15 protein-coding genes are annotated in these 16,346 nt (G+C 66.9%); 8 read left to right on the top strand and 7 right to left on the bottom strand.

The window, feature by feature from the left end; genetic code table 11:
• Window positions 1-52 precede the first annotated feature (52 nt).
• Together AC1RP5_RS20385 and AC1RP5_RS20380 are read left to right on the top strand one after the other, a co-directional pair.
• Window positions 53-2,164: a molybdopterin-containing oxidoreductase family protein gene (locus AC1RP5_RS20385; protein WP_493113731.1), complete on the top strand. Its 2,112-nt coding sequence runs from the start codon at window positions 53-55 to the stop codon at window positions 2,162-2,164.
• A complete protein-coding gene (locus AC1RP5_RS20380) occupies window positions 2,161-3,099 on the top strand; it encodes a division plane positioning ATPase MipZ (RefSeq protein ID WP_493113730.1) in 939 nt (312 codons plus the stop codon). Before AC1RP5_RS20385 ends, AC1RP5_RS20380 begins: the two co-directional genes overlap by 4 nt.
• Here the strand turns inward: AC1RP5_RS20380 and AC1RP5_RS20375 are convergent.
• Window positions 3,017-4,273, bottom strand: coding sequence for an MFS transporter (locus tag AC1RP5_RS20375; protein ID WP_493113728.1), 1,257 nt, complete (start codon window positions 4,271-4,273; stop codon window positions 3,017-3,019). The genes AC1RP5_RS20380 and AC1RP5_RS20375 overlap by 83 nt on opposite strands.
• Window positions 4,274-4,336: 63 nt before the next feature.
• On the opposite strand from AC1RP5_RS20375, the gene AC1RP5_RS20370 reads away from it, so the two are divergent.
• The 3 genes from AC1RP5_RS20370 to AC1RP5_RS20360 are packed head-to-tail and all read left to right on the top strand — an operon-like array spanning window position 4,337 to window position 7,519.
• Window positions 4,337-5,041, top strand: coding sequence for a VWA domain-containing protein (locus tag AC1RP5_RS20370; protein ID WP_493113727.1), 705 nt, complete (start codon window positions 4,337-4,339; stop codon window positions 5,039-5,041).
• Entirely contained in the window at window positions 5,038-6,237 is a 1,200-nt protein-coding gene (locus tag AC1RP5_RS20365; RefSeq protein ID WP_493113725.1) for an acyl-CoA dehydrogenase family protein, read from the top strand. Before AC1RP5_RS20370 ends, AC1RP5_RS20365 begins: the two co-directional genes overlap by 4 nt.
• A complete protein-coding gene (locus AC1RP5_RS20360) occupies window positions 6,230-7,519 on the top strand; it encodes an alginate O-acetyltransferase AlgX-related protein (protein ID WP_493113724.1) in 1,290 nt (429 codons plus the stop codon). Before AC1RP5_RS20365 ends, AC1RP5_RS20360 begins: the two co-directional genes overlap by 8 nt.
• On the opposite strand, the gene AC1RP5_RS20355 is transcribed toward AC1RP5_RS20360, so the two are convergent.
• Both AC1RP5_RS20355 and AC1RP5_RS20350 read right to left on the bottom strand, forming a co-directional pair.
• Complete coding sequence (locus AC1RP5_RS20355) at window positions 7,516-8,277, bottom strand: SDR family NAD(P)-dependent oxidoreductase (protein ID WP_493113723.1); 762 nt, start codon at window positions 8,275-8,277, stop codon at window positions 7,516-7,518. The two genes, AC1RP5_RS20360 and AC1RP5_RS20355, sit on opposite strands and share 4 nt — an antisense overlap.
• Window positions 8,278-8,279: 2 nt before the next feature.
• On the bottom strand, window positions 8,280-9,530 hold the full coding sequence (locus AC1RP5_RS20350; protein WP_493113721.1) for a hypothetical protein: 1,251 nt from the start codon (window positions 9,528-9,530) through the stop codon (window positions 8,280-8,282).
• A 99-nt stretch (window positions 9,531-9,629) separates the two neighbouring features.
• On the opposite strand from AC1RP5_RS20350, the gene AC1RP5_RS20345 reads away from it, so the two are divergent.
• On the top strand, window positions 9,630-10,514 hold the full coding sequence (locus AC1RP5_RS20345) for a YicC/YloC family endoribonuclease (protein WP_493113720.1): 885 nt from the start codon (window positions 9,630-9,632) through the stop codon (window positions 10,512-10,514).
• Window positions 10,504-11,154 (top strand): guanylate kinase, encoded by a 651-nt coding sequence (gene gmk / locus AC1RP5_RS20340; RefSeq protein ID WP_493113719.1) that lies wholly within the window; start codon window positions 10,504-10,506, stop codon window positions 11,152-11,154. Before AC1RP5_RS20345 ends, gmk begins: the two co-directional genes overlap by 11 nt.
• On the opposite strand, the gene AC1RP5_RS20335 is transcribed toward gmk, so the two are convergent.
• From AC1RP5_RS20335 to AC1RP5_RS20320, 4 genes are read right to left on the bottom strand one after another with little or no spacing between them, the layout of a single operon-like run.
• Entirely contained in the window at window positions 11,129-11,932 is an 804-nt protein-coding gene (locus AC1RP5_RS20335) for a lysophospholipid acyltransferase family protein (RefSeq protein ID WP_493113717.1), read from the bottom strand. The two genes, gmk and AC1RP5_RS20335, sit on opposite strands and share 26 nt — an antisense overlap.
• Before the next feature lie 21 nt (window positions 11,933-11,953).
• On the bottom strand, window positions 11,954-12,787 hold the full coding sequence (gene rsmA, locus AC1RP5_RS20330; RefSeq protein WP_493113716.1) for a 16S rRNA (adenine(1518)-N(6)/adenine(1519)-N(6))-dimethyltransferase RsmA: 834 nt from the start codon (window positions 12,785-12,787) through the stop codon (window positions 11,954-11,956).
• 2 nt (window positions 12,788-12,789) lie between these two features.
• Window positions 12,790-13,788, bottom strand: coding sequence for a 4-hydroxythreonine-4-phosphate dehydrogenase PdxA (pdxA, locus tag AC1RP5_RS20325; protein WP_493113714.1), 999 nt, complete (start codon window positions 13,786-13,788; stop codon window positions 12,790-12,792).
• 10 nt (window positions 13,789-13,798) lie between these two features.
• Complete coding sequence (locus AC1RP5_RS20320) at window positions 13,799-15,130, bottom strand: peptidylprolyl isomerase (RefSeq protein ID WP_493113712.1); 1,332 nt, start codon at window positions 15,128-15,130, stop codon at window positions 13,799-13,801.
• A gap of 162 nt (window positions 15,131-15,292) precedes the next feature.
• Between AC1RP5_RS20320 and AC1RP5_RS20315 the strand changes: the two genes are divergently transcribed.
• On the top strand, window positions 15,293-16,333 hold the full coding sequence (locus AC1RP5_RS20315; protein WP_493113710.1) for an FkbM family methyltransferase: 1,041 nt from the start codon (window positions 15,293-15,295) through the stop codon (window positions 16,331-16,333).
• Window positions 16,334-16,346: the final 13 nt, after the last annotated feature.

Here is a 16,346-nt window from a genome sequence, read left to right as displayed (position 1 = left end):
TCATGGCCGGTGACCGGCCTGTATGCTGCGGCACTTCTCGCGGAGCGTCCACATGTCACCCGACGATCATGCCTACCCGCCGGTCGCCCGTGCCAAGCCGCACGAGTCCGGCATCACGACTGTCCCGTCGGTGTGCCCGCACGACTGCACCAGCACCTGCGCGTTGGATGTCGAAAGGCTGAGCACTACCAAGATCGGTCGTATCCGCGGTTCAATGCGGAACGATTACACGGCGGGCGTGATCTGCGAAAAAGTCGCACGCTACGCCGAGCGTATCCATCATCCCGATCGGCTGATGAAGCCGATGCGCCGGGTCGGTCCGAAGGGTTCGAAGCAGTTCGCCGAAATCTCGTGGACCGACGCGCTCGACATCGTGGCCGAGCAGTTCATCGCCAAGGCGCGGCAGCACGGCAGCGAGACGATCTGGCCCTATTACTATGCCGGCACGATGGGCCTCGTGCAGCGCGACGGCATCAACCGCCTGCGCCACGCGATGAAGTATTCGCGCTGGTTCTCGACCATCTGCGTGACCCTGTCCGATACGGGCTGGATCGCCGGCGTCGGCGCCAAGCGCGGCGCGGACCTGCGCGAGATCGACGCCCATGCCGAGCTGGTGGTGATCTGGGGCGGCAATCCCGTGAACACCCAGGTCAACGTGATGACCCACGCCATGAAGGCGCGGAAGCGCGGCGCGAAGATCGTCGTCGTCGATCCCTATCGCACGGCCACCGCCGACCAGGCCGACATGCACCTCGCGGTGCGTCCCGGCACCGATGGAGCGCTGGCGGTCGGCGTCATGCATGTCCTCTTCAAGGAGGGCTATGCCGACTGGGATTACCTGCGGAAATACACCGACGCGCCGGACGAACTCGCCGCGCATGTCGCGTCGCGCACGCCGGAATGGGCTTCCAAGATCACCGGTCTTCCCGTGGAGGAGATCGAGGCCTTCGCGCGTCTCTACGGGCAGAGCAAGGCGTCGTTCATCCGCTGCCATCATGGTTTCAGCCGCAGCCGCAACGGGGCGGTGAACATGCATGCCGTGACCTGCCTGCCGGCCGTGACCGGCGCCTGGCAGTACAAGGGCGGCGGCGCGCTCTACGGCCATAGCGGCATGTACCCGATCAACAAGACGCTGATCGACGGCCTCGACATGGTCGACACCTCGATCCGCGACCTCGACCAGTCGCGCCTCGGGCCAATCCTGACCAACGATGCCGCGGCGCTGAAGAACGGCCCGCCGGTGACCGGCATGCTGATCCAGAACACCAATCCGGCGATGGTCTGTCCGGAGCTGGAGCTGGTGCACAAGGGTTTCAAGCGCGACGACCTGTTCGTCTGCGTGCACGAGCAGTTCATGACCGAGACGGCGGCCTTCGCCGACATCGTGCTGCCGGCGACCATGTTCCTCGAACACGACGACTTCTACACGGCGAGCGGCCACACCTTCTTCCAGGTGACCAAGGCCGTGATCGATGCGCCGGGCGAGTGCCGCGAGAACCACTATGTGATCTCCGAACTGGCCAAGCGCCTGGGCGCGAAGCATCGCGGCTTCGACATGACGCCGTGGGAGATCATGGACGAGACGCTCAAGGTCTCGAACATGTGGGATGCCGAGACGAACTGGCAGAAGGGCGGCCAGGACTTCCATCTGGGCTTCGAGACGTCGCACTTCCTCGACGGCTTCGCCTGGCCCGACAAGAAGTTCCGCTTCAAGCCCAAGTGGGAGAGCTATGGCGGGCGCGGCAAGGACATGCCGGAACTGCCGGACCATTTCGACGTGATCGACAATGCAACGACCGACAAGCCGTTCCGGCTGGTCGCGGCCCCGGCGCGCACCTTCCTCAATTCGACCTTCACCGAGACACCCAGCTCGCAGAAGCGCGAAGTGCGGCCGACCGCGCTGATGAATCCCGACGACTGCCTCGCCATGGGGATCGTCGAGGGCGAGCGGCTGGAGATCGGCAACGAGCGCGGCAAGACCGTCGTCAACGCCAAGCCGCGCGAAGGCCAGCAGAAGGGCGTCGTCGTGGTCGAGGGCATCTGGCCCAATCGCAATTTCGAGACCGGGATCGGCATCAATGCGCTGACCTCCGCCGATCCCGGCTGGCCCAACGGCGGCGCGGTGTTCCACGACACCGCCGTCTGGATCCGTAAAGCAGCGTGAGCGAGGGATTCCAACCGGCGCCCAATCCGAGCATCGCCCAGACGCAGGCGCCTCGGATCGAGGGCCGCGGCCACGTCCTCGTCATCGGCAACGAGAAGGGCGGGTCGGGCAAGTCGACGACGGCATTGCACATCGCCGTATCGCTGATGCGGGATGGCGCGCGCGTGGCGACGCTCGATCTCGATGCGCGGCAGGGCACGCTCAGCCGCTACATCGAGAACCGTGCGGCCTATGCGGCGAAGAAGGGCATCGACCTGCCGATGCCGCTGCACACGCCGGTGATGATCTCGACCCTGAACGATCGCCGCGAGGCCGAGGCCGACGAGCGCGCGCGGCTGGCGGCGGCGCTCGAACCCGCGGTCGGTGCAGCCGACTTCGTGATCGTCGACACGCCGGGCAGCGACACGCATCTCAGCCGGCTGGCCCATACCTGGGCCGACACGCTGCTGACACCGCTGAACGACAGCTTCATCGATCTCGACCTGCTGGCGAGGGTCGATCCCGACACGCTGAAGATCGTGCAGCCTTCGATCTATGCGGAAGCCGTCTGGAAACAGCGCCAGATCCGCGCCGTCGAGGGTGGCCGTCCGGTCGACTGGATCGTGATGCGCAATCGCCTGTCGTCTCTGGCGGCACGCAACAAGCGCGACATGGGCAATGTGATCGAGGCGCTGGCCAAGCGGATCGGTTTCCGCGTCGCCGCGGGCCTCAGCGAGCGCGTCATCTACAAGGAGCTCTTCCTGATGGGGCTCACTCTGCTCGACCTGAAGCGCGGTGCCAGCGGCGGTGGGCCATCCCTGACCCTGAGCCATGTCGCGGCGCGCCAGGAAGTGCGCGACCTGGTGGCGTCGCTCAACCTGCCGGGGGCCGCTCCTGCGCCAGAGGCCGAGCCCGTGACAGAAGAAGCCACGCCAGCCCTGCCGCCTGCAGGATGAACATCAGCGCGAACGACCAGCTGTAGCCGTCCGGCGAATAGCCGGTCGCGGTGCGAGGCCACTGGTCGACGACTTTGCCGATCGCCCATTGGCCGGCGAAGATCACCGTGAAGACCACGAGATTGGAGCTGGTGCTGACCCGGCCGGCATATTGCGGCGGGAAGGAGCGCGCCAGCAGCGGCATGAACTGGATGGGATAGGCGCCCAGGAATCCGAACAGCATCCACGCCGCGGCCGGATGGAACGAGGGCAGGAAGGCGAGCCAGGCGCAGACGATGGCGAACAGCGCGCTGACGAAGGTCGCGCCGGCGAAGTCGCTGACGCCGACGCGGCGGAACGCGCCCGCCAGCACGCCGCTCAAGGCAAAGCCCGCGGTCATCACCGCGGTCGTGTAGAGCTGTATGTCGGCGCGGGTCTCGGTGCTGGTGAAGCCGCCGACATCGCGCAGCCACGGCCCGATCCATAGCGTGATCGAGGCGATGAAGGCCATCTGCTGGAAGGTGAGCAGCGGCTGGATGCGCCAGAAGAAGCCGTTGGTCAGCACGATGCCGGTGATGCGGAACTGGTCGCGCAGCGTGCCATGGGCGGCGCCGCTGCTGCGTTCGGGGACGACGACGAACAGGATCGCCGAGGTGACGAGGCAGAGGCCGGCCAGCCAGAAAAACAGGCCCTGCCAGCTGATCACCGAGAGCGACCACTGGATCGGCAGGGTCGCGGCCATCGAGCCCAGGCCGCCCGCCATCATGTGGAAGCCTGTGATCAGCCCCCAGCGCTCGGGCGGATACCAGAGCGTGATCGCCTTGATCGCGGCCATCAGTCCGCCGGCGAAACCCAGCCCGATCAGCACGCGCGCCACGATCAGCTCGCCGAGCGACAGGCTCATGCCGAACAGGGCCGACCCGATCGCCGCCATGGCAAGCAGCACGGTCTGCACGCGGCGCGGCCCGTAACGGTCGAGCATGACGCCGAGGATCGGCTGGCAGCCGGCGAAGAACAGGAAGAAGGCCGAGGTGAGGAGGCCGAGGTCGCCCGCGGTGATGCCGACATCCCGTTCGAGGTACGGGAAGATCACCGCGTTCACGCCACGGAAGATGTACGAAAGAAAATAGGCGAGCGCGAACGGTACGAAGACGCGCAGCAGCAGCGTGGCGAAGGAGGGGGCGTTTCCGGTCATGCTTCGTGTTGGCGCGAACGCGCGGCTGCACCATATTGAACGCATCGCAGAGGGTCAAAGGACATGGCCGAAAAACCCGTTGTGCCGTCTACCGCAGGTGCGAACGCCGTCGATGCGTTCGTGCGCGAAGTCGGCAACCTGCCGGCCAATCGCACGCCGGGCGGACGTGGCCGCCTGCTGTTCGCGATGGATGCGACGGCCAGCCGTGAGCCGACCTGGGATCATGCCTGCGCCATCCAGGGCGAGATGTTCGTCGCCGCCGATACACTGGGCGGCCTCGACGTGAGGCTCGCGTTCTATCGCGGCTTCGAGGAATTCAAGGTGAGCAAGTGGACGTCGGAGGGCCGCGAACTCGCGCGCCTGATGGGCAGCGTGCGCTGCGCCGCCGGCCGCACGCAGATCGCGCGCCTGCTGCGGTACGCCGGCGAGCAACGCCGCGAGAGCCGGCTCGATGCCGTCGTCTTCGTCGGCGATTGCTGCGAGGAGGATGTCGATGCGGTCGGTCACGAAGCCGGCCAGCTCGGATTGCTGGGCCTGCCGGTGTTCGTGTTCCAGGAAGGCGACGACCGCACGGCCTCGCGCCTGTTCCCGCAGATCGCCAAGCTGACGCGTGGCGCCTACTGCAAGTTCGACCGGTCGAGTGCCGACCAGCTGAAGCGCCTGCTGGGCGCCGTCGCGGCCTACGCCGCCGGCGGCCGTGCCGCGTTGCTGAAGTACGGCAAGGATCAGGGCGGCGTGGCGGCCCTTCTCACGAACCAGATGAAATGACCGCGGATCTGCTGGCTGCCGTCGAAGCCTTCTTCGACGCGGAAATCCTGCCACGCCATCGCGAATGGGCGGCGCATGTCTCGACGCAGAAGGGCACGCCGCCGTTCATGGCCGGCCTGCAGGCCAAGGCGCGCGCCGCCGGCCTGTGGAATCTCGGCCTGCCGGACCGCATGAGCAATCGCGCCTATGCCCCGATCGCGGAGATCACGGGGCGTCTGCCGTGGGCGCCGGAAGTGTTCAACGCTCAGGCGCCCGACGTTCCCAACATGATCATGCTGCAACACGTGGCCAACGAGGAGCAGAAGAAGCGCTGGCTCGAGCCGTTGCTGGAAGGGCGCACGCGCTCGGCCTTCGGCATGACCGAGCCCGACGTTGCCTCGTCCGATGCGACCAACATCGCTACCACCCTGCGGCGCGACGGCGACGACTGGGTCGTCAACGGGCGCAAATGGTTTATCACCGGCGGCGCTCATCCCGATTGCGCCTTCGTGATCGTGATGGGCGTGTCGCGCCCGGAGGCATCGCGCACCGGCCGGCACTCCTGCGTGATCGTGCCGATGCCGTCGCCGGGCCTGCGGGTCGTGCGCGAGCTGCGCTTCCTGGGCTGGGAAGACAGCATCGCGCCCATCGCCGAACTCGATTTCGACAATGTGCGCGTGCCGGCCGGGAATCTTCTGGGCGAGGAGGGCGAGGGATTCGCCACGGCGCAGGTGCGGCTGGGGCCGGCGCGGCTGCATCACTGCATGCGCGCCATCGGTTCGTGCGAGGTGCTGGTCGAGCTGATGATGGCGCGCGCCGCCGAGCGGCGGACCTTCGGCCGCGCGGTCATCGACTACGATTCCACGCAGCAAGCGATCGCGCGCTCGCGCATCGAGATCGAGCAGGCCCGCCTGCTGGTGCTGCGGACGGCCGAGCGCCTCGACAGCGACGGGCATCAGGCGGTGTGGCGCGACGTGTCGATGGTCAAGGTCGCGGTCCCGGAAATGGCCCAGAGGATCGCCGACCGGGCGCTGCAGCTCTTCGGCGCCATGGGCGGCAGCGACGATGCACCGATCCATCGTGCCTATGCAGTCGCGCGCATGCTGCGGATTGCCGACGGCCCGGACGAGGTCCATTTGCGGCAGATTTTCCGGCAGGAGAGGGCGGCCCGCTGGACCGTTTCCGAATCCCCCTATATTACGCGGGGCGATGACTGAGAACGGCCGCAAGCGAATCTACGCGATCGTATTTGGCCTGATCCTGTCGGGCATCACGCTCGCAGGTCTCGAACTGCTCGCGTCGCTGGAAGCGCCGCCGTGGCCCGCGCGGGCCCTGCGCTCGACGCCGCCGGTCAACGTACAGTCGACCGATTTCACCGGTCTTGCCGACAAGCCGTGGATCTTCGAGCCGTACAATTCTTGGGGCATGCGCGACAAGGAACGCAGCATCGCCAAGCCGGCGGGCGGCGGCTATCGCGCGGTCTTCATCGGCGACAGCTATCTGGAATTCCAGCTGACGCGCCTCACCGTGCCGGGCGAGGTCGAGAAGCGCTTCATCGAAGCGGGGCAACCCAGGGCCGAGATGATCAACCTCGGCATCTCCGCCACGGGCCCGCGCAGCTACTACTACCGGATGCGCGACGTGGCCTTTGCCCTGTCGCCGGATGCGCTGGCGGTGTTCTTCTTCTCGGGCAACGACTTCCTTTATGACGGGCAGGGCTACGGCCAGGGCATCCTGCCCAGCCTGGTCAGCGAGGCGCCCGGCGGCTCGATCCTCGGCAATGTCATGCCGAACGCCAACTGGGTGCTGGTCAACCGCCTGCGCCTGTCGGAGATGCTGACGACGAACAAGCCGGTGCCGCAGGAGTTCGACACGCTGGCGAAGATCGCCCGCCTGCCGGCGGCCGAGCGCACGCCGGCACTCGTGCGTCATGTGAAGCGTTACTACTACCCCGATCTGAGCGAGCCGCAGATCGCGGCCATCTTCGGCCGCGACGGCGATGCGTTCTGGCAGGCTTATGCTTCGGGCAAGGTCGACGACGAATCGCTGCAGGGCTGGCTCCTGAACCTCATGACCAAGTCCGAGGTCGAGAAGTCTCCCTATTTCGAAGCGACGACGAAGGAACAGGCGGCGCGTCTGGTGACGGACGGTGACATCCAGGCGACCTTGTCCTGGCTGACGGCGATGGATCGCGCCGCCCGCGAGCGTGGCGTGCCGCTGGTCCTGTTCATCGTGCCGCCGGGCACCGTCGATCCCGACTATGTCGCCTACTGGAAACCGTGGCCGCGCTTCTATGCCTTCAACGTGATTGCCGACTACCGGCAGGACAGGCTGCTCGAGGCGTTGGCCAAGACGCAGGTCCGCTACGTCGACCTGCGCAAGGATTTTGAGGGCGTGCGGGGCGCTTACAGGCGAAGCGACGCGCACTGGACCGACAAGGGCGTCGAGATCGCCGCGACCCGCGTCTACGAGGAACTGCGCAAGCTCGAGAAGCGCTAGCCGGCGCCCAGTATTCGGGCCGACCAGCGGCCGGGCAGTGTCGTGCCGAACCAGACGGCGGCCTTGGTGCCGATCGGGAAGGCGATGCGGGGCTTGTTGGCGGCAAGGCCGCGGCGGATGATCTTCGAGGCCTGGGCCGAGGTCATCAGGAAGGGCATCGGGAACGGCGCCTCGGCGGTGATGCGGCTGACCACGAAGCCTGGGCAGATGACGCTCACGCCCACACCGTCCTTCTTCAGCACGTAGCGGATGCTCTCGCCCCAGACGCGCACCGCGGCCTTGCTGGCATTGTAGGACGCCGAGTAGGGCAGGCCGATGAAGCCCGCAAGCGAGGATACGATGCCGATCTGGCCACGCTTGCGGGCGATCATGCGGCCCATCAGCGGCTCGACCGTGTTCAGCACGCCGTTGATGTTGACGTCGAACGTCTTGCGGATGATCGAGAAATCGTCGAGCGAGGAATTGTCCTTGTCGATCGAGATGCCGGCATTGGCCAACACGAGATCGACGGGATGCGCATCGTCGAAAGCCGTCAACCACGGCAGGAAGCGTTCGCGGTCGACGACGTCGATCGTGTCGGCGACGACGGTCGCGCCCTTCGCGCGGCAGGACGCGGCGACGGTTTCGAGCCGCGCGGCGTCACGGCCGGTGAGGGCGAGCGCCACACCGGGGGCGGCATAGTCGAGGGCGAGCGCTTCGCCGATGCCGCTCGACGCGCCGGTGATCACGATGCTGGAGAAGGTCTTCAGGTGCGCCATGTCTACTGCGCCTTGGCCTGCCAGCCCCAGCCGGCAGCCATTTCCCGCGCCATGCGGGCGGCCATCAGCGAATAGCCGCGGCTGTCCATGTTCTCGCGCCTGGGATGGATGTCGTCGACGTAGATCGTGCCTTTCTCGTCCTTGAACACGTCGAGCATGCTGCGGACCTCGATGTTGCGTTGGCGGAGCGCGAGGAGGCGCTTGACGATCTCGGCGTAGCGTTGAGCGTAGGTCTTGTCGGGCGTGTTGCGGCTCTCTTCGGGCGTCAACTGCTTGTCGATGGCGGGGACCGGCTGCAGGAAGAACATCGACTTGATGCCGAAGTCGCGGGCCATCAGGTCCATGACGCGGATGTACTTGGAGTACTGCGCGGTCTGCCAATCGAGAAAGGCCGACGGCGAGGAGGCGATATCCTTGGGCAGGCCCATCATGGTCGCGTAGGTCTTCGCACCGAATCCGGAATTGTCGTCGGGCGGCTTGCCGGCGAGCGCGACGGCCAGCAGGTAGGCGGCATGGGAGTTCGCGGTGACGCCCTGGCTCAGCCAGCCCGCGATCCGGCCCATGAACCAGCTGACCGCCAGGTTGCCGAACCCGTCCTTGGCGATGATCGGATTTACGCCGAGATAGTTCGCGGCCGGCATCTCGAAGCGCACGCCGAGGCCCGGCGTCATCAGGTATTGCTCGTTGTAGCCGTCGAGCGTGACCATCGCGTCGATGAAGTCGCCATAGATCGAGAACACGATCATCTGCTGCGGCTGCTTCCAGGCGCCCAGCGCGCCGTTCAGGACCTGGAATGGCTTGCCGGTGGGGCTGACATAATTGCGGTTCAGCTCCTCCTCGAGAAAGCTGCGCCGTGCGGGATCGTAGACCTGGCCGAGCTGCGAGGCGACCGATCCGCCGGAGATCATGACGACATAGCGGTCGGGGTTGCGGGCAACGGGAAAGTCGTCGCCGAGCAGGCCAATATTGTTGGCGCCGGGCACGCCGCAGGGATCGTCGTGATGATGCACGAACGCCAGGTACGGGTGCGGATACATCGTATCGACGTAGCGGCAGTTGCCGCCGTCGGTGAGGTCCTGGATGTAGGAATTGCGCGTGGTGGCGAAGAGTTGCTTGGCCGGCGTGTAGTGGCCGTCCCGGATCGTCAGCCACGCCGTCGAAAGGAGTTCCAGGCCGATGAAGGCGACCGCGAGACCCACGAACAGCGCTGCTGCCTTGAGGCCCGCCTGTCGTCCCCAACTCCTTCCTGCCATGGTCGACGCTCGCCTCAATAGCCGATTGAATCGAAATGCCGATCCACTTATGGATTGACGGTGCCCAAGAATGGGGCAGGGGGCAATTTGATAGCAAGTATGACGGGATACGCCCGGACGCAAGGGTCGGATGACCGGCGGCGCTGGGTTTGGGAAGCGCGCAGCGTCAACGGGCGAAATCTCGAAATCCGTTGTCGCGTGCCGCAAGGCTTCGACCGCCTGGAGAATCCGGCGCGAGGCGCGGTCGGCGGACGCATGAAGCGCGGCAACGTCTCGCTCAGTCTCACCATCACGACCGAGCAGCAATCCAAGCCGCTCACGATCAATCGTACCCTGCTGGCCGAGTTGGCGACGCTGGTCGACGAGGTGCGCAAGAGCACCGGCGCTGCGCCGCCATCCGCGGATGGATTGCTGCGCGTGCGCGGCGTCATCGAGGAGGAAGAAACCGGCGTCGAGTCCGAGGAGGCACTGGCCGTTCTCGACAAGGCGCTGCAGGCGTCGCTCGACGAGGCGTTGAAGGCGCTCGTCGCGTCGCGCGCGGCCGAGGGCAAGGCGCTGGCGAAGGTCATCGACGGCCATGTCACCGAGATCGAGAGCCTGTGCGGCCGCGCGACCGAACGGGCGCTGGCGCAGATCGGGACCGTGCGGGCGCGCTTCGAGGCGCAGCTTGCCGAGCTGCTCGGTCGCGTGCCGGCGCTGTCGGAGGAACGCTTCGCCCAGGAAGTCGCGCTGCTGGTCGGCAAGGCCGACGTGCGCGAGGAACTCGACCGTCTTGCCGCGCACATCGCGCAGGCGCGGACGTTGCTGGCCGAGGCGCGGTCGGACAATCCCGTGGGGCGGAAGTTCGACTTCCTCTGCCAGGAGTTCAATCGCGAGGCCAACACGGTCTGCTCGAAGTCGGCCGACATCGAGCTGACGCGCATCGGCATCGATCTCAAGGGCGCCGTCGAGCGCATGCGGGAGCAGGTGCAGAATGTCGAATGAGATGGATGCGGGCGCGATCAAGCGCCGTGGCCTGATGCTGGTCCTGTCCTCGCCGTCGGGCGCGGGCAAGACGACCCTGTCGCGCCAGTTGCTCGACAACGACAAGCAGATCCAGCTCAGCGTCTCGGCGACGACGCGCGCGCGCCGGACCAGTGAGAAGGATGGCGTCGACTATCACTTCGTCGACACCGCCACGTTCAACGGGATGGTCGAGCGCGGCGAGTTCCTAGAACACGCCCGCGTGTTCGATCACTACTACGGCACGCCGTTCGCGCCGGTGGAAGCAGCCCTGATGGAGGGCCGCGACGTGCTGTTCGACATCGACTGGCAGGGCACGCAGCAGCTCAAGGAGAAGGGCGGCGGCGACCTGGTGACGGTGTTCATCCTGCCGCCCTCGACGCGCGATCTGGAGCGCCGGCTGATCACCCGTGCGCAGGATTCGCCGGAAGTCGTGCAGAAGCGGATGGCCAAGGCCGCCGACGAGATGAGCCACTGGGCCGAATACGACTATCAGATCATCAATCGCGATATCGCGACGAGCCTGATGGAACTGAAGTCGATCCTCACGGCCGAGCGCCTGAAGCGCGAGCGTCAGGTCGGCCTCTCGGCCTTCGTCAAGGCGTTGCGCGAGGGGCGGTGATCGGCGCGCCGATGCCAGTCTGTCCCTGCGAACGCAGGACGAGCTGGCTGGGCGTGTAGGGGCGGCTCGAGAACTCCGCGATCAGCCGGTCGCTGTTGGTCTCGATCGTTTCTTCCAGACGACGCATGAAGGTCTGCTTGTCGAGACCGGTCTCGATCGCGGGCAGGAACTCGATGGCGGCACGGCCGGCTTTCTTGCGCCAGTCACGGCGGTTCCACAGCAGGCCGACAGAGGTAGCTACCGGCGTCACCGGCAGGTTGAGGTCGCGATAAAGATAGTAGATGCCCGAGCGATAGCGCTCGCGTTCGCCCGGCGCCATCAGGTTGCCTTCGGGATAGATCGCGATGTGGCGGCCGCTGTCGCAGGCGCGCTTGGCGAACTGGGCGAGGTTCTCGCGCTCGCGACCGCCGCCGCACGTGTCGACGCGGATCATCTGCAGGCGATAGAGGATCGCGCCGATCAGCGGGTAGCGGAAGAGCTCCTGCATGGCGACGAACGCGATGCCGCGGATCTTCGCGGCCAGGAGAATGCCGTCGCTCTCACTGTGATGCTTGTTGGCCAGAAGCACCGGGCCCTGCGTCGGCAGGTTCTCCATGCCCCGGAATTCGATCTTCATGCCGCCGATCCAGCGCATGCCCCACACCACCGCCCGAGCCCAATGGAACAGCAGGCCCCGCAGCAGCGTCGGCGTGGGAATCGGGACGAGCACGATGCCGATCACGGCCGTCAGCAGGGTGCCGAGGTAGAAATAGAGATTGAACGCGAGCGAGCGGATCATGGGGCAAATAATAGTGAGCGCTCACTCACTGTCAAGGGTGCCCGCTAATCGCACGAAGTCGTCGACGCTCAATTCCTCGGCCCTCGCGGTCGGAAGCAAACCCAGGCCTTCCAGCACCTTGGTGGGGTCGGGGAACAGGCTCGCCAGGGAGCCCCGGAGCATCTTGCGGCGCTGGCCGAAGGCGGCCGCCGTGACCCTCTCCAGGGGCCGCAAATCAGTCAGGCGGGCGCCCGAGGGCCTGGGGGTAAGTTGGGCCACGGCCGACGTGACCTTGGGTGGCGGTACGAACGCCGTGGGCGCCACGTCGAACAGGCGGCGGACTTCGCAGACATGCTGGGCGAGCACCGACAGCCGGCCATAGTCCTTCGTCCGCGGCACGGCGACCAGCCGGTCGACGACCTCGCGCTGGAACATCAGCACCATGTCGGCAATGTCGTCGGCTTCGTGCAGCCACCTGACCAGCAAAGCCGTCGACACGTTGTAGGGCAGGTTGGCGACGATCCGTCGGGGCGCGGGACCCAGGTCTCGCGCCTGGACGCGAAGGGCGTCGGCCTCGATCAGTTCCAGTCGACCGTCGGCCGCACCCTGTAGTTCGAGCAGGGGACCGAAGGCACGCGAGTCGACTTCGATGGCGACGACGCGCGCCGCGCCTTCGAGCAGCAGGGCGCGCGTGAGGCCCCCCGGGCCGGGACCGACCTCGATCACCGTGCCGTCGCCGAGCGGCGCGGCGGCCCGCGCGATGCGGCGCGTCAGGTTGAGATCGAGCAGGAAGTGCTGGCCGAAACGCTTCTTCGCATCGAGCCCATGCGCCGCGATGGTCTGGCGCAGGGGCGGCAGGGCTTCGACGCTGTCCATGCTCAGTGCTGGCGCCGGCGCGCCATGTCGTCGGCCATGTCGATCGCCGCCAGCAGGCTCGCCGGATCGGCGCGGCCGGTGCCGGCGATGTCGAGCGCGGTGCCGTGATCGGGCGAGGTGCGCACGAACGGCAGGCCGAGCGTCACGTTCACGCCGCCGGCGAAGTCGATGGTCTTGATCGGGATCAGCGCCTGGTCGTGATACATGCAGAGCGCGACGTCATAGGCGGGACGCGCCGCGGCATGGAACAGCGTGTCGGCCGGCGCCGGCCCGTGCGCGGCAATGCCTTCGCGTCGCAGCGCCTCGATGGCCGGCACGATGATGCGGCTCTCCTCGTTGCCCATGGCGCCCTGTTCGCCGGCATGAGGATTGAGCGCTGCCACCGCGAGGCGGGGCTGCTCGATGCCGAACAGTGCACGCAGGCCCGCGGCCGCGATCCGCCCGGCGCGTACGATCGCCTCGGCGTCGAGCACGCGCACGGCATCGGCCAGTGAAAGATGGATCGTGACCGGGATCACGCGAAGCTGGGGACAGGCGAGCATCATCGCGACCTCGACGCCGCCCGCGAGTTCGGCCAGGAATTCTGTGTGGCCGGGATGCGGGAAGCCGGCATCCTGCAGCGTCTTCTTCTGGATCGGATTGGTGACGACACCCGCGATCGTGCCCGCCTGCGCAAACCGGGTCGCCCGTTCGATCGCCTCGATGGTCGCGGGAGCGTTTGCGACATCCGGCCGGCCAGGCACAACAGGGGCGGCGAGAGGAACGGGCAGGACCGGAAGCGCGGCCGCGAAGACCGTCGCTGCTTCCTCCGGCCGGGCGATGGTGCGCACCGGCACATCGAGGCCAAGTTGCTTAGCGAGAGCCGTCAGGCGCTCGGGATCATCGAGGACAAAGAAAGGGCGGGCGCTCGTATGTCTCGCCAGCCAGGCCTTGAGGCTGAGTTCGCCGCCGATACCGGCCGGCTCGCCCATCGTGATGGCGAGCGGCGCGGCCGTAGTCATTGCGGACACATCACGACTTGATGTCGATCGTGGCCTGCCGGCGGAGATCGCGCATGTAGCGCCGTCCGGCCTGGTCGAGCTTCTGGATGAGGAGCTGCTGCTGGATCGCGTCGCGCGTCGGCAGGCCATCGCCTCCCGCCTTGCTGCACAGGGCCACCACCTGAAGGCCCTCGGCGACGCGGAACGGACCGGCCGTGCCGCCGATCGGCAGGCGCGGCAACTGCTCGTACATCTGCGGATTGCCCGCGAGGTCGCCGACGCGCACGCCGTTGAGATCGCCCGAGGTGCTGCCCTTCACCTGACGCGCCTGGACGTGAAGGTCGCTGCACTGGCGAACGCCGGTCATCGCCTTCTGCGCTTCGACGGTCGCGCGGTTGGTCTCATCCGGTGAGGCGTTGGTCGGCAGGGCCAGGGTCATCTGGACGAGGTTGAGCTTCACGTCGTCGGGCCGGGCCGCGGCGAAGGGACGGCGTTCGACGACGTAGAGGATGTGCCAGCCCGAGCCCGAGCGGACCGGTTCGGAATAGCTGCGCGGCTGGACACGCTCGAGCGCGGCATCGAGCGAGGGATCGAGCGCACCGGGCAGGACCCAGCCCAGATCGCCACCCGCGGCGGCGGAAGTGCCCTGCGAGAATTGCTGCGCGACGGCGCCGAACGGCGCACCGCGACGAAGCTGCTCCATGATGCGGTCGGCGCTGCGCTTGCCTTCTTCCACCGACTCGGCGCGATCGACCGGCACGAAGATCTCGGCGACGCGGGTCTCGGTCTTGCCGACGTTCGTCCGCATGCGGCTCATCGCGTCGTCGATCTCGGCCTCGGAGACGTCGACCTGGGAACGGACCTTGCGACGGATGATCTTGGTCCAGGCGATCTGCGCCTCGATCTGCTGCAGGGCGATCTCCGGCGCGACGCCGACGCTCTGCAGGTATTGCTTGAACTGGCCCTGTTGCAGGCCTGCCGCGCGCTCGATCTCGCCGTAGCGGGTCGCGATCTCGGACTCCGACGGCCTGACGCCGAGGCGGCGGGCATCCTGGACCTGCAGGCGCTCGTCGACCATTTGCCGCAGCATCTGGCCCGACATGCGCTGGCGCAGTTCGGGACTGTCCTGCAGGCCCGAGGTGCGGATGGCGAACAGGACCCGCTGTGACAGATCGAAGTCGGTGATGGCGTCGTCGTTGACGCGAGCCACGACACGCAGGCCCTGGCTCGGCGCGGTTTGCGCGGATGCGCCCTGGGCGGCCGCAGGCCTCTGGGCCGGCTGTCTCTGCTGTTGGGCAGACACGGCGGCGGGCAGCAGCATGATCGTGGAGACGACGAGGGCGCGGAGGAGGGGCGCGGACATTTCACCAACGGAGCTTGAGAGGGACATTCATTATATTCCGTAGCAGGGTTGCTGCAACGCAAGCCACTAAGGACAGAAAGTGGCAACACACAGGCACGCTTGACGCTTGGCGGTGCGTACCTTAACCGAACCCACGTAGAGTTGGGGGCGGACAGTTCAGGCATGACGACGGCCCGTCGGTCGATCAGCGTCGCAAGCGCCTGGGAACGGGTGTGCTCCGGCGTTGGCTATCATCTCGACAATATGGGGCGCTGGCTGATCGTCCGGGCGCCCGCGATCGGTGCTGCCTACGCCGGAATTCTGGCGCCGCGCCTGCCGCGGCTCGAGGCCCGGCCCGGCTGGCGGTTCGCCGAGGAATATTACGACCAGCGCCGCTGGCTGGCCTGTCGCCGGGGCGCCCTGTGGGAAGCCGCCCGCGAAAAGGAACTCGCAGTGCCTCTGACGGTGCGCTGGCACGGCGGCACTACGGTCGACGTGACCCTGGGCAACGACAACAGTCTCTGCCTCTATGTCTGCGGCTCCTTCGAGCCCAACGAATTCGCCTTCGTCGACCGCGTGCTGAAGCCTGGAATGGTGTTCATCGATGTCGGCGCCAATGACGGCTACTACTCGCTCTTCGCGGCGCGGCGCGTCGGCCCGGCCGGCAAGGTGATTGCCGTCGAGCCCAGTTCGCGCGAGCGCGCGCACCTGCAGCGCAATCTTGGCCGCAACGGCCTCGAGCATGTCCAGGTCGTTGCCGCGGCCCTCGGCGCCGAAGCGGGCTTCGTCGACCTGCACCTCGCGCATGGCGTCCATGCCGGTCACAACACTCTGGGCGATTTCGCCCATGACGATGTCGTCCGAGCCAGTTCAGAGCGTGTGCCGCTGGAAACCCTCGACTCGGTGGTCGCCCGTCATGGTTTGACGCGGGTGGACATGGTCAAGATCGACGTCGAAGGCGGAGAGGCGGGTGTCGTCGCCGGCGCGCGGACCGTGCTGACGACGATGCGGCCGCTGCTGCTCATGGAATTGAACGAAAGCGCCCTGCAGGCGCAGCACCAGAGCGCGCTCGCCCTGTTGCGCACGCTGCGTGAGGATCTGGACTACGAGGTCCTGGTCTTCTCGCACATCACCGGCCGGCTCGAGCGCGCCCAGACGGGCACGCCGCTTTCGCCGAACATCATCGCCGTGCCGTCGGACAGGGTCGCGGAGTTCGTCGGCTAAGGATTGTCCGGGG

Source organism: Reyranella sp. GW821-FHT12G01, assembly GCF_058806575.1.
This window is presented reverse-complemented; position numbering and strand designations above follow the sequence as displayed.

Excerpts from the sequence above, each read along its gene's own strand:
- AC1RP5_RS20385 (WP_493113731.1), top strand. The coding sequence starts at position 53 with ATGTCACCCGACGATCATGCCTACCCGCCGGTCGCCCGTGCCAAGCCG.
- AC1RP5_RS20375 (WP_493113728.1), bottom strand. The coding sequence starts at position 4,273 with ATGACCGGAAACGCCCCCTCCTTCGCCACGCTGCTGCTGCGCGTCTTC.
- AC1RP5_RS20370 (WP_493113727.1), top strand. The coding sequence starts at position 4,337 with ATGGCCGAAAAACCCGTTGTGCCGTCTACCGCAGGTGCGAACGCCGTC.
- AC1RP5_RS20365 (WP_493113725.1), top strand. The coding sequence starts at position 5,038 with ATGACCGCGGATCTGCTGGCTGCCGTCGAAGCCTTCTTCGACGCGGAA.
- AC1RP5_RS20360 (WP_493113724.1), top strand. The coding sequence starts at position 6,230 with ATGACTGAGAACGGCCGCAAGCGAATCTACGCGATCGTATTTGGCCTG.
- AC1RP5_RS20355 (WP_493113723.1), bottom strand. The coding sequence starts at position 8,277 with ATGGCGCACCTGAAGACCTTCTCCAGCATCGTGATCACCGGCGCGTCG.
- AC1RP5_RS20350 (WP_493113721.1), bottom strand. The coding sequence starts at position 9,530 with ATGGCAGGAAGGAGTTGGGGACGACAGGCGGGCCTCAAGGCAGCAGCG.
- AC1RP5_RS20345 (WP_493113720.1), top strand. The coding sequence starts at position 9,630 with ATGACGGGATACGCCCGGACGCAAGGGTCGGATGACCGGCGGCGCTGG.
- gmk (WP_493113719.1), top strand. The coding sequence starts at position 10,504 with ATGTCGAATGAGATGGATGCGGGCGCGATCAAGCGCCGTGGCCTGATG.
- AC1RP5_RS20335 (WP_493113717.1), bottom strand. The coding sequence starts at position 11,932 with ATGATCCGCTCGCTCGCGTTCAATCTCTATTTCTACCTCGGCACCCTG.
- rsmA (WP_493113716.1), bottom strand. The coding sequence starts at position 12,787 with ATGGACAGCGTCGAAGCCCTGCCGCCCCTGCGCCAGACCATCGCGGCG.
- pdxA (WP_493113714.1), bottom strand. The coding sequence starts at position 13,788 with ATGACTACGGCCGCGCCGCTCGCCATCACGATGGGCGAGCCGGCCGGT.
- AC1RP5_RS20320 (WP_493113712.1), bottom strand. The coding sequence starts at position 15,130 with ATGTCCGCGCCCCTCCTCCGCGCCCTCGTCGTCTCCACGATCATGCTG.
- AC1RP5_RS20315 (WP_493113710.1), top strand. The coding sequence starts at position 15,293 with ATGACGACGGCCCGTCGGTCGATCAGCGTCGCAAGCGCCTGGGAACGG.